This window comes from Pantoea sp. LMR881 (genome assembly GCF_027157825.1).
Lineage (GTDB): Bacteria > Pseudomonadota > Gammaproteobacteria > Enterobacterales > Enterobacteriaceae > Pantoea > Pantoea haifensis.
In genome coordinates this window covers 2,424,297-2,437,022 of the sequence record NZ_JAPVOK010000002.1, presented here as the reverse complement: position 1 = coordinate 2,437,022, position 12,726 = coordinate 2,424,297, and the positions used below count along the sequence as shown (strand labels likewise).

Here is a 12,726-nt window from a genome sequence, read left to right as displayed (position 1 = left end):
TCCTGCGAGTGCCCACACAGATTGTCTGATAAATTGTTAAAGAGCAGTGCGACCAGCGGGTTAACCGTCTGTCGCGAGGTGGCGTATATTACGCTAACCTCCTTCAGAGTCAACTTCTTTTTTCGAAGTTTTTCTCCGGCGGCTCAGTCTCCTGAACCTCCCGACCCGTCATTCCGTAAGCCGGTGTGCCGTGTCAGTGGAGGCGCATTATAGGGAGTTCCTGCGGGCTGACAAGGGCTAATTTCAAATAATTTGCTGACTGCTGTTTTTTTCAACTAAAAGGCATTAAACCGCTAGTTTTTCAAGCAAAGGAAAGCCATATCGCTGCAAAACGGGTGATAATTGTACCGCTTCACCATCCAGGCGGGTGCAAAACGCTGCATTCTCCTCAGAAGAACGGACTTCAGGCGCTTCATGTTCTAACAGCCAGGCTGTCCGGCGTGCAATGGCCGCACCTGAATCAATCAGGCGCGTCCCTTCCGGTAACACACGTTGAAGCTCTTCACGCAGTAAAGGAAAATGCGTACAGCCTAGTACCACGGTGTCAGGCGGTTCAGCCATACGCAACCAGGGTTGTACGATACGCCGCACTTCTTCCAGCGCCACCTTATTACCATGCAATTTAGCTTCAGCCAGTTCCACCAACTCTGCAGAACCCAGCATTTCGATTTTGCAGGTTTTAGCAAACAGAGTGACTAACTCATGGGTATAAGAACGGCGTACTGTTGCTCGCGTAGCCAAAAGCCCCACGACGCCGTTGCGCGTCAAGCGTGCCGCAGGCTTTATTGCCGGAACCACACCGACAACCGGAAAGGCAAAGCGTTCGCGCAATGCAGGTAAAGAAATAGTACTGGCGGTATTACAGGCGATGATGACCAGAGAAAGCGGGTAACGCTGGGTAATGGCCTCAACGATTTCCACAACGCGTTCAATAATAAACGTCTCGGTTTTCTCGCCGTAAGGGAAGCCCGCATTATCAAAAGCATAAAGATAATGGAGGTCCGGCAGAAGTTGCCGAACCTCTTCATAAACGGAAAGCCCACCAACGCCAGAGTCGAATACCAACACGGTGGGACGGAGATTAGAAGCTGTAGCTGCCGCTGAAGTAATATTCTCGCCCGGGAGTTTGATAGCCATACGCTGTCTCGTAATCTTTGTCGAACAGGTTGGCAATTCTACCACGAACCGTGAGATGTGATGTGACTGGATACGACACTGCGAGATCCCATAAGCTTACACCACCTAACGTCACTCTTTTATTAGTGTTGTAATCTGTGTCGTAGCGTTCACCCAGGTATTGATAGCTGACAGACCAGTCAAAGTCATATACCGTCCAGTCGAGCTGGTATTTCAACTGCTCTTTAGCACGACGCGGCAACCATTGATCGGTTTCAGCATCACGTGCATCAAGATAATCGTATGAAAGAGTGTGGCTTACTGGCCCGGTATCAAACGAGGCCGTCGCTTCAACGCCTTTAATGCGTGCCTTGTTAACGTTGTAATAACGATTATTAGCAAAGCCAATCATGTCATCAATATCGTTACGATACCCGGAAAAACGCCAGCTTACCGGGCCGGTCAAACCGTCAAAACCGCCTTCCCACTGCTTGCTTGATTCGGGATCAAGATCGGGATTGCCATAGCCTGAGCCATACAACTGACCAAACTGCGGCGCTTTAAATGCCGTGCCGTAGTTGGCGAAAACACGATAACCTTCGATAAATTCCCAGGCGGCAGCCGTTTGCCACGTCGTATGCCAGCCAAACTGGCTGTTATTATCACCACGCAACGCGCCTTCGAGCGTTAGCTGACCAAACTGCTGCTGCGCAGTGGCATAAAGTCCGGTATTACGCTGCTCATAACCTTCGGTCAGGTAGCTTGTTCCCGGCTCGGTACTCTCTTTTTGCCAGTCAACACCACCACTTACCGTGCCGTGGCCGACCTGCAAGTTATTGCCCCATTGCAGGTTATATTGCTCGATATCGTCCAGCGTCGCCGTGCTGCTGTCATAACGACCCAGCGCCGGACTGTAATTGTAATCTTTGGTATGACTGTAACTGGCGATCAGTTGGGTAGAATAGATGCCCTGACTGAAACGCAGGCCGCCATCCCAGCTTTGGCTATATAACTGACGAGTATCAACAAAAGTATCTGGCTCAACGTAGGTTGCTGAACCGTCATAAGCGGTACGATTGTCAAATCCATAGCCACGTACAAAACCGCTGAACTGCTCACTGAATTGATGTTCCAGCGCGCCATACAATGTTTTGCTCATAAAACCATCGCGATCTTTCTGAGCCGGTGTTCCGTAGTTGTCGGGATAATTGGCAATGACATCATAGCCTTTGGTGTAGGTATAGTTACCCGCCATGGTTAATGTAGTCGCGTCACCCAGCATCTGCTGAGTCGAGCCATCATAAGACTGATAGCCATGTGAACCGACACCGGCTGTCAGCGTGGTGCCGGTTTGCGCACGACCGGTAATAATATTCACCACGCCACCTATTGCATCAGAACCGTACACAGCAGAGCGCGTCCCGCGGATATATTCAATGCGCTGTACTAATGAAACAGGAATCTGGCTGAGGTCGGACGATCCGGTAATGCCGGCCTGATTAAGACGTATACCATCAATCAGCACCAGAACATGGTTAGAACCGGTGCCGCGGATAAATAAAGAGCTGGTTTGCCCTACCCCACCGTTTTGCGCAATATCGACGCCGGGCAGTCGGCGCATGACATCCGTCAGGCTTTTTGCTTGCCAGCGATCGATATCATTACGCGTCACTACTGTGGTTGGCGCTAACACGCTCGACACTGGTTGTGCAAAACGATTAGCAGTAACAATTTGCGTATCATCATTCACCTGAGCGAAACCATTTTGCGCCCAGAGAGAGATCGCCGTTGCACTGAAAGCGCACAGCGATGCTTTGGTTTTTTCATTTTTTATAGCATCCAATAGACGAAGCAGGATGCCGCAGGCATACAATCAATAGCACGCGATGATTATACGAGTTGCGACGTCACGCCGGCAGGTCTTCGGGCTGGGAATCATAAATGGTGAAGACTTCCCATCCCGCAGGACAGTGTCTGCAATTGCAATCACCACGACATTCTTTACCGCTGCGCGTCAGCTCCAGATTCGCACTGGATTCCCTGTTAACTCAGGCTGAGACCGGCGCACGCAGTCTACGGATGGTGCCTGTAGATGTCCAGACTGCTACACATCTTATCTGCACAGCACTGGACATCAGCAAGTGAATGCCTACAATCGCCCGGCAAGCTTGCTATTAACCAGGATTGATCATGACACCCGAACATCTCCCTATTGAACAATATGACGCGCAGCTGGCCGAAAAAGTCAGTCGTTTAACCACGATGATGACACCTTTTGCTGCGCCGGAAGTGGAGGTGTTTCGCTCACCGGTCAGCCACTATCGTATGCGCGCAGAGTTTCGTCTGTGGCACGATGGCGATGATATTTATCACATCATTTTCGATCAGCAGACGCGGGAACGCATCCGCGTCGATCAGTTCCCGGCAGCCAGCGAATTGATTAATCAACTGATGCCAAAAATGATCGCAGCGATCCGTGATAACAACACGCTGCGCCATAAGCTGTTTCAGATCGATTATTTATCCACCATGAGCCAGCAGATTGTGATTTCACTGCTGTATCACCGCAAGCTGGACGAGGTCTGGCAACAAGCCGCCAGCAAATTGCGCGATGCGTTGCGGGCACAAGGTTTTGACGTACAACTCATTGGTCGCGCGACTAAAACGAAAATTTGCCTGGATCGCGACTATGTCGATGAACGCTTACCGGTTGCGGGCCGCGAAATGATCTATCGTCAGGTCGAAAACAGTTTTACCCAGCCTAATGCTGCAATGAATATTCAGATGCTGGAGTGGGCGCTGAAGGCGACGGAAGGTTCACGCGGCGATTTGCTGGAACTTTATTGCGGTAACGGTAACTTTTCACTGGCACTGGCACGCAATTTCCGCCGGGTATTGGCCACTGAAATTGCTAAACCGTCGGTGGCTTCGGCACAGTTCAATATTGAAGCCAACCAGATCGATAACGTACAAATCATTCGCATGGCAGCCGAAGAGTTTACGCAGGCAATGAATGGCGCGCGCAGCTTTAACCGTTTGCAGGGCATTGATCTGCAAAGTTATGAGTGTGAAACCATTTTTGTCGATCCACCGCGCAGCGGGCTGGATGATGAAACGGTGAAAATGGTGCAGGCTTATCCGCGCATCCTTTATATCTCCTGCAATCCACAAACGCTGTGCGACAATCTGCAAACACTGGCGCAAACTCATGACATCACGCGCCTGGCGCTGTTCGATCAGTTTCCCTATACCCATCATATGGAATGCGGCGTGTTGCTTACGCGCAAAGCCTAAAAAAACGGGAACCCAGAGGTTCCCGCTTCTACTTTATCGATTCCGTCTGCGTCTGATGCGGCTCGCGATCCAGAACACCAGCGCCACCATCAAAATGGTGGGAACAAAATTGGATCCCATATCGGGATACTCGGCGCGCACCAGCGCGCTGTACACCAGAATGCCCAACAGGAAAAACGCAGCGGCCAGCCCCGGCATACCCTCTGGCATATTACAGTTCAGATAGCGTTGATGCAGACACCATGCCGCTAAACCTAGCGCAATCAATGGAAAGATCGAAAAAGGGACAAAAGCACTAAACAGCACGGAAAATGAACCGTTAATCGCTAAACCGGTAATAAAAGCCAGTATTAGCGTGCCTTTATCGCGAGGAACCTGTTGGGTCATAGCATTATCCTTATTCATTACTCTTCGGGTTTATCCAGGGTTACCGCCAGCCGCTCTTGTTCACGGCGATACCAGTAATAGGCGCCTTTGGCAATCATGCGTAACTGCAATACCAAACGATCTTCCAGCTTGCGCCGTTGCTCAATATCGACATCCAACGCTTCCGCACCCGCGCTAAATACGATGGTCACCATCGCTTCCGCTTGCGCTTCGGTAAAGCTACGCGGCATGCGATTTTCGACCTCAAGATAATCGGCCAGTTCAGCAATAAAGTGCTGAATTTCACGCGCAACGGCGGCGCGAAAAGCAGCAGACGTGCCAGAGCGTTCACGTAGTAAAAGGCGGAATGCGTTGGGATTGTTGCCGATAAACTCCATGAACGTCGCCACAGACGTTTTGATGATGCTGCCGCCTTTGGCGATGCGCTGTCGCGCCTGGCGCATTAACTGGCGTAGCATTAATCCGCTTTCATCCACCATCGTCAACCCGAGCTCATCAACATCTTTAAAATGCCGATAAAAGGAAGTCGGTGCGATCCCGGCTTCACGCGCGACTTCACGTAAGCTTAAACTGGCAAAACTGCGTTCGGCGCTGAGCTGACTGAAAGCTGCTTCAATCAGTGTACGTCGTGTACGTTCTTTCTGTTGCGCTCTGACGCCCATTCTCTCTGCCTTTTGCGGTGTTGAAGGGGCACTATAACAAAATATTCAGCGTACATATGCGCAAACTTTGTGATCGCCTGTGAACCTCACTCTTTGTCAAACCGCGTGGAAAATCGCTGATAGAATTCAGATGTGCGCGGCGAGATGTTAGAATCCCGTTGTAAAAATGTATAAATAATAGGACGTATCGGTATGCAAAAGTCTTACGATTACGATGCCATTGTGATTGGCTCAGGACCTGGCGGCGAAGGTGCGGCGATGGGGCTGGTGAAGCAGGGAGCGCGCATCGCGGTGATTGAACGCTACCACAACATTGGCGGCGGTTGTACGCACTGGGGCACCATCCCTTCTAAAGCCCTTCGTCATGCAGTGAGTCGTATCATTGAGTTCAATCAAAACCCGCTTTACAGTGACCACACCCGACTTCTTCGCTCCTCCTTTGCCGATATTCTCAACCACACCGAAAACGTTATCAGCCAGCAAACGGCTATGCGCCAGGGCTTTTACGAACGCAACCGCTGTGAGCTTTATCAGGGCGATGCGCGTTTTGTCGATGCCAATACGGTTGAAATTGAACAACCGGATGGTTCGCGTGAGCGCCTGACAGCAGAAAAATTTGTTATCGCCTGTGGTTCTCGTCCTTATCACCCAGCAGACGTCGACTTTACCCATCCTCGTATTTACGATTCCGATTCGATTCTCAATCTGCACCACGAGCCGGGTCACGTCATTATTTATGGCGCAGGGGTCATTGGCTGTGAATATGCGTCAATTTTCCGTGGTCTGAACGTCAAGGTCGATCTGATTAACACCCGCGATCGCCTGCTGGCTTTTCTTGATCAGGAGATGTCCGACTCGCTTTCATATCACTTCTGGAACAGCGGCGTAGTGATCCGTCACAACGAAGAGTTTGAGAAGATTGAAGGTGTTAGCGACGGCGTGATCATGCACCTGAAGTCGGGCAAGAAGGTCAAAGCGGATTGCCTGCTCTATGCGAACGGTCGTACTGGTAACACCGATTCGCTGTCGCTGGAAAATGTTGGGCTGGAAGCGGATGGCCGCGGCTTGTTGAAAGTAAACAGCATGTATCAGACTGCCCAGCCGCATATCTACGCAGTGGGTGATGTTATCGGTTATCCAAGCCTGGCATCAGCGGCTTACGATCAGGGCCGTATTGCGGCGCAAGCGTTGATTAAAGGCGAGGCCTCAGCGCACTTAATTGAAGACATCCCCACCGGGATTTACACCATTCCAGAAATCAGTTCAGTGGGTAAAACTGAGCAGCAGCTAACCGCAATGAAAGTGCCTTACGAAGTGGGACGCGCCCAGTTCAAACATCTGGCGCGTGCGCAGATTGTCGGGATGAACGTGGGCAGCCTGAAGATTTTATTCCACCGTGAAACCAAAGAGATTTTAGGCATCCACTGCTTTGGCGAGCGTGCCGCTGAGATCATTCATATCGGTCAGGCCATCATGGAACAGAAAAACGGCGGCAACACGATTGAATATTTCGTGAATACCACCTTTAACTACCCCACGATGGCAGAGGCCTATCGCGTAGCCGCGTTAAATGGCTTAAACCGCCTGTTTTAACGTGCTGTCGAGATAGCCCTGCATATGCGTGCGAATTGCCTCTGCCAGTTGTTCATAACGGCTGCGCAGAGGTGAACCCGGACGATAGACTAATGCGATAGTGCGCTGCGGCACTGGCTTGTAGCACGGCAAATAGCAGACGCCATCGCGTACGCGCTCCGGTGGCACCGACAGCGCAGGTAACAAGGTAATGCCGCTGCCTGCCGCAACCATGTTACGCAGCGTTTCGAGGCTGGTTGCACGGAAATGCGTATCTTCATCCGCCCCCGCTTCAAAGCAGAAGCCCATCGCCTGATCGCGTAAACAGTGGCCATCTTCCAGCATCAGCAATTTCTCACCAGCCAGATCGGACATCGGCACGCGATCGCGATCGCGCCACGGGTGGTCCTGATAAATCGCCAGCTTCATCGGCTCATCAAACAGAGGCACTTCTATAAACGCTTCACTCTCTTTCACTAACGCCAGAATCGCGCAGTCGAGCTTGCCGCTGTCGAGTTGCGCCAACAGCTGCTGGGTTTGTGCTTCATGCAGATACATTTCCAGCTTGGGAAAGGTCTGATGCAACATCGGAATAATTTGCGGCAACAAATAGGGGCCGGTGGTTGGGATGAGACCAATATGCAGCGGGCCTGACATCGCTTCACCTTGTTGGCTCGCCATCTCTTTCAGCACTTTCACTTCACGCAATACGGTCCGCGCCTGATCCACCAGCAATAAACCGGCCTGGGTGAACAAAACTTTGCGGCTGGTACGCTCCAGCAGCATGACGCCCAGTTCATCTTCTAATTTACGAATCTGCCCGCTCAGCGTTGGCTGACTAACGTGACACGCATCCGCAGCACGGCGGAAATGACGGTGCTCAGCAAGCGAAACCAGATATTCAAGATCACGAATATTCATTGTTACCCTCCAAACCACGATAGCCCGTGGCGATAGATAGAATAGCAATGAACGATTAGCCCTATCAAGCGGCGATAGGAATAATGCACACATCAAATAAAGACTGTCACTACAGCAAAAAATCTCAGTGTCAGCAGGAAAGCTGACCCTTTGATGATGTGCCTATAAAAAAGTAATTCTGAAGCTAGAGGTTGGCGGGCATTTCCTGTGCCCGCTTTTTTTTATCTGCAATTTATACCAGACGCTGCTTCGCCTCTGTAATGGCGCGTGCAACTTGCTGCGGCGAAACGCCACCCTGCGCATTGCGCTTATCAAGGCAACTTTGCAGCGCAAGGATCGGATAAACATCTTCTTCAATCACTGCGCTAAATTGCTGTAACTGTGCCAGTGACAGTGACTCCAGCGCCACGCCCTGCTTAATCGCTTCCACCACCGCTTCCCCCACAATATGATGTGCTTCCCGGAACGGTACGCCTTTCGCGACCAGATAATCCGCCAGTTCAGTGGAGTTGGCGTAACCCTGCTCGGCGGCTTCCTGACAGCGTGGACGTTTAACCTGAATACCATCCAGCACCAGCACTGACATATGCAGGCAGTCGAGCCAGGTATCCAGCGCGTCGAACAGACCTTCTTTGTCTTCCTGCATATCTTTGTTGTACGCCAGCGGTAAACCTTTCAGTGTCATCATCATGCCGGTCAGTGCGCCCTGTACACGGCCACACTTGCCACGGATCAGCTCCAGCGCATCCGGGTTTTTCTTTTGCGGCATCAGTGATGACCCAGAAGTAACCTTGTCCGACAGCTCAATAAAACCCGCTTCACCGGTGTTGAAAAAAATCATGTCTTCAGCAAAGCGCGATAGATGCACCATGCCAATAGCGGCATCAGACAACAATTCCAGAACGTGATCGCGATCGGAAACCGTGTCCAGGCTGTTGCGCGTTGCAGAAGCAAAACCCAACCAGCCGGCTAACTGCTGGCGATCAATTTCATACGCCGTCCCCGCCAGTGCGCCACAGCCTAGTGGGCTTACGTCAAGACGTTTCAGCGTATCCTGCAAACGGCTCTCGTCACGCGCCAGCATTTCTACATAGGCCAGACACCAGTGAGCAAACGTCACCGGCTGCGCACGTTGCAGATGGGTATAGCCTGGCATTACTGCATCCTGATTGGCTTCTGCAGTGGCCACCAGCGCCTGTTGTAATTCACGGGTCGCGTCAGATAACGCTTCCACCTGCATTTTGCACCAGAGTTTCAGGTCAGTCGCGACCTGATCGTTACGGCTGCGGCCGGTGTGTAATTTTTTCCCCAGTGCACCGACTTTTTCAATCAGCTTTCCTTCAACCCAGCTGTGAATATCTTCGGCATCGCTCTGCAAAATCTGTTCGGGATTCGCGCGAACCTCTGCTAACAGCGTGTTCAGCGCGGCTTCCAGCTGCTGCTGCTCATCGCTGCTCAGTACGTTTACCGTCACTAACGCTTTGGACCAGGCGATTGAACCAATGATGTCCTGCTCCGCCAGGCGATAGTCGAAGCGCAGCGAGTCGTTAAACTGTTTGAAACGTTGATCTGCTGCCTGGGTAAACCGTCCACCCCAAAGTGCCATGTGAAATCTCCTTCAAATCGTTAAACGAAGGGCGGCATAAATGCCGCCCCTGAGGTTATGCTGTGAGGCGAGGCGCACCTCGCCTGAGAATTATTTTTTCTGCTCGTTCAGGGCGCGAATGCGTGAAGAGAGCGAGAAAAGACGGATGAAACCGCCTGCATGACGGTGATCGTAAACTTCGTCTTCGCCAAAGGTCGCAAACTCTTCTGAGTACAGGCTGTTTGCCGAACGTTTCTGCGTGGCGGTGGCCTGCCCTTTATAAAGTTGCAGCACCACTTCGCCATTCACCTCTTCGGCCAGTGATTCAGCCGCCGCCTGGATAGATTTACGCAGTGGCGCAAACCAGCGGCCATCGTAGACCACATAGGACATTTCCTGACCTAACTGCTCACGCCATTTAAAACTGTCGCGATCCAGTACCAGCTGCTCAACCGCGCGCAGGGCATTCACCATAATGGTGCCGCCTGGGGTTTCGTAGCAGCCGCGAGATTTAATACCAACCAGGCGGTTTTCCACGATATCGATACGGCCTACACCATGTTTTGCACCGATCACGTTGAGTTTTTCCAGGCACTGGAACGGGCTCAGCTTTTCACCGTTTACCGCCACAACGCGGCCTTTCTCTACGGTCACGGTCACGTTTTCTGGCTGATCGGGCGCTTCCAGGGGATCAACGGTCCAGACCCAGCAATCTTTGTTTGGCGCGTTTGACGGGCTTTCCAGCACGCCACCTTCGGTAGAAATATGCCACGCATTCTCGTCACGGCTGTAGATTTTTTCCAGCGATGCGGTGGTTGGGATGTTACGCTCTTTCAGGTAGTCCAGCAGTGCTTCACGTGAACGCAGGTTCCATTCACGCCACGGCGCCACCACTTTCAGTTGAGGAGCCAGCGCGGTGTAGGTGGTTTCGAAACGTACCTGATCGTTACCTTTACCGGTTGCACCGTGGCACAGCGCATCAGCACCAACTTTCAGCGCCAGCTCAACCTGTGCTTTAGCAATAATGGGACGCGCCATTGAGGTGCCCAGCAGGTAAGTGCCTTCATACAGCGCACCAGTTTGCAGCACCGGATAAACATAATCACTGATGAACTCTTCACGCAGATCAACGACGTGGCATTCTGATGCGCCGGACTGCAACGCTTTCTTTTCAACGCCTTCAAGATCGCTACGCTCCTGACCAATATCTGCCACGAACGCGACAACTTCACAGCCGCCGTAATTTTCTTTCAGCCATGGAATGATGGCTGAAGTATCAAGGCCACCGGAGTAAGCCAGAACGATTTTTTTGATACCTTGCGTTTGCATTTCGTAATCCTTGAATCAGAGTCGTTAAGCGAGAATCCGGGTGCCAATCGACACGCCGTTAAAAAGAGTGGGCAGTTGCTCAGCATGACGCCAGCTGGCGATATCCACCGGGCGGCCCAGCGTGCGGGCAGCATCAAGTGCTGCATGCACTTTAACAATCATGCCATCAGTAATGATGCCCTGAGCGATTAACTGCTCGGCCTTGTCTGCAGTCATCTCTTCAATACGCTGACCTTTACCGTCCAGAATGCCGCTGACATCAGACAGCAAGACGAGATCGGCACCGAGGGTGGAAGCCAGCGCGGTTGCTGCCTGATCCGCGTTGACATTCATCAGGTCGCCGCCATCAGTAATACCGATTGAGCTAACCACCGGCATATAACCAGCATCCAGCAGTGTATTCAGTAAGGCAGGGTTACCCGGCATAGCATTACCCACATGGCCGAGTTCTTCATCGAACTGAGTAACATTCACCAAACCTGCATCGCCGAGGCACAAGCCTACTGCGTTGATACCATATTTTTTCGCCCACGCCAGCAGCGTTTTATTTGCCGTACCCGCCAGTGCGCCGGTAATGATGTCGATTTGATCGGCAGGCGTGACGCGTAAGCCGTTTTTCTTTTTCACCGGCAGCGCCAGCTTTTTCATCAGGTCGTCCACCAGGCAGCCACCGCCGTGAACAATGAGCAGCGGGCGCTGATGTGTATTGCGATAAGTCAGCAGCGCGTCAAACAAACGGGCCAGCGCCTCTTCGCTGTCTAACAGCACACCGCCAAGTTTGATAATTAAAGGATTGGTCATGGCTAATTTACTCGTCCGTTAAATCAGTGACTGCGTTTCAGGGAAGCCGAAACGAATGTTTAAACACTGTACCGCCTGTGAGGCTGCGCCTTTAAGCAGATTATCTTCGGCGGCGACAACAATCAGATGCTCGCCCTGCACGGCAAAGCCGATATCACAATAGGGCAACCCTACAACCGCCTTCAGGGCAGGCACGCCTTGCTCGTAGACGCGCACCAGCGGCTTGTCGTGATAAGCATTGTGGAAGGCATCGGCAACATCGTCACGACCAATGCCTGCTTTCAGCCGGCAGGTAATCGTGGCCAAAATACCGCGCGGGAAACTGCCAAGATGCGGCGTAAAAATCACCGGCGTACCAAGATGCGCAACGATTTCCGGATGGTGACGATGAGAAAACAGTCCGTAAGGTTGCAGGCTAACTTCGCAGAAGCTGGTGCCAACATTAGCTTTACGCCCGGCACCGCTCACCCCACTGGTGGCGTTGATCACTGGCCACTGCGTTTCATTCAGCAAGCCAGCTTCCACCAGCGGTTTTAATGCCAGCTGAGCAGCCGTTGGGTAACAGCCCGGCACGGCAACCAGCTGCGCTTCTTTAATCTTCTCATGTTGCCACTCAGCCAAACCGTAAACGGCTTTATCCAGCCAGTCGCCGTGCTGATGTGTGAAACCGTAATATTGGTTATAGAACTCGCCGTCGTTGACGCGGAACGCGCCCGACAAATCAAACACCACACAGCCCGCTTTAAGAAATTCAGGAGCCAAATCGTGGCTGACTTCATGGGCCGTCGCCAGAAACACGACGTCGACTTTATCTGCCCACTCTGAAGCACTGCTCAACGGCTGTAGCGGCAGATCGACCACGCCTTTGAGCTGCGGATGCAGATCAGAGAGGCGTTTACCGGCGTCTGGGCTTTGCGCTGAAACCGCCAAAGCGGTTATGTTCATATGTGGATGGCGATTCAGGAAGGTGGCAAGCTCTACGCCAGCGTAACCACTGGCACCAACGATCAGCGTATTCAACATCAGGCTGTATACCTTATTACAGTCACACGTTCCGGG

General features: G+C 52.0%; 11 protein-coding genes and 1 riboswitch. Of the genes, 2 read left to right on the top strand and 9 right to left on the bottom strand.

The annotated features are described in order from the left end of the window. Nucleotides 1-285: 285 nt before the first annotated feature. Entirely contained in the window at nt 286-1,137 is an 852-nt protein-coding gene (gene murI, locus O3W44_RS13240; protein WP_269293427.1) for a glutamate racemase, read from the bottom strand. Next, nucleotides 1,082-2,959 (bottom strand): TonB-dependent vitamin B12 receptor BtuB, encoded by a 1,878-nt coding sequence (btuB, locus tag O3W44_RS13235; protein ID WP_269293426.1) that lies wholly within the window; start codon nt 2,957-2,959, stop codon nt 1,082-1,084. Before btuB ends, murI begins: the two co-directional genes overlap by 56 nt. Nucleotides 2,960-3,013: 54 nt before the next feature. Then, a riboswitch (cobalamin riboswitch) is annotated at nt 3,014-3,194 on the bottom strand. A gap of 112 nt (nt 3,195-3,306) precedes the next feature. Between btuB and trmA the strand changes: the two genes are divergently transcribed. Then, the gene (gene trmA / locus O3W44_RS13230; RefSeq protein WP_269293425.1) at nt 3,307-4,410 is read left to right on the top strand and encodes a tRNA (uridine(54)-C5)-methyltransferase TrmA; all 1,104 of its coding nucleotides are present in this window, start codon (nt 3,307-3,309) and stop codon (nt 4,408-4,410) included. 33 nt (nt 4,411-4,443) lie between these two features. Here the strand turns inward: trmA and O3W44_RS13225 are convergent, their stop codons facing one another. Both O3W44_RS13225 and fabR read right to left on the bottom strand, forming a co-directional pair. Beyond that, nucleotides 4,444-4,797 carry a YijD family membrane protein gene (locus O3W44_RS13225; RefSeq protein ID WP_269293424.1) on the bottom strand — a complete coding sequence of 118 codons (354 nt, stop codon included), beginning with the start codon at nt 4,795-4,797 and terminating at the stop codon, nt 4,444-4,446. Between the two features lie 17 nt (nt 4,798-4,814). Further along, nucleotides 4,815-5,459: an HTH-type transcriptional repressor FabR gene (gene fabR / locus O3W44_RS13220; protein ID WP_269293423.1), complete on the bottom strand. Its 645-nt coding sequence runs from the start codon at nt 5,457-5,459 to the stop codon at nt 4,815-4,817. Between the two features lie 192 nt (nt 5,460-5,651). Between fabR and sthA the strand changes: the two genes are divergently transcribed. Further along, a complete protein-coding gene (gene sthA, locus O3W44_RS13215; protein ID WP_269293422.1) occupies nt 5,652-7,052 on the top strand; it encodes a Si-specific NAD(P)(+) transhydrogenase in 1,401 nt (466 codons plus the stop codon). Here the strand turns inward: sthA and oxyR are convergent. The 5 genes from oxyR to argC all read right to left on the bottom strand — a co-directional run bounded on the left by oxyR (nt 7,035) and on the right by argC (nt 12,690). Continuing rightward, the gene (gene oxyR, locus O3W44_RS13210; RefSeq protein ID WP_269293421.1) at nt 7,035-7,952 is read right to left on the bottom strand and encodes a DNA-binding transcriptional regulator OxyR; all 918 of its coding nucleotides are present in this window, start codon (nt 7,950-7,952) and stop codon (nt 7,035-7,037) included. The two genes, sthA and oxyR, sit on opposite strands and share 18 nt — an antisense overlap. A gap of 232 nt (nt 7,953-8,184) precedes the next feature. Further along, entirely contained in the window at nt 8,185-9,558 is a 1,374-nt protein-coding gene (argH, locus tag O3W44_RS13205) for an argininosuccinate lyase (RefSeq protein ID WP_269293420.1), read from the bottom strand. A gap of 90 nt (nt 9,559-9,648) precedes the next feature. Next, nucleotides 9,649-10,866, bottom strand: coding sequence for an argininosuccinate synthase (locus O3W44_RS13200; protein ID WP_269293419.1), 1,218 nt, complete (start codon nt 10,864-10,866; stop codon nt 9,649-9,651). Between the two features lie 24 nt (nt 10,867-10,890). Continuing rightward, nucleotides 10,891-11,667, bottom strand: coding sequence for an acetylglutamate kinase (argB, locus tag O3W44_RS13195; RefSeq protein WP_269293418.1), 777 nt, complete (start codon nt 11,665-11,667; stop codon nt 10,891-10,893). Nucleotides 11,668-11,685: 18 nt separating this feature from the next. Then, nucleotides 11,686-12,690: an N-acetyl-gamma-glutamyl-phosphate reductase gene (gene argC, locus O3W44_RS13190; protein WP_269293417.1), complete on the bottom strand. Its 1,005-nt coding sequence runs from the start codon at nt 12,688-12,690 to the stop codon at nt 11,686-11,688. Nucleotides 12,691-12,726 lie beyond the last annotated feature (36 nt).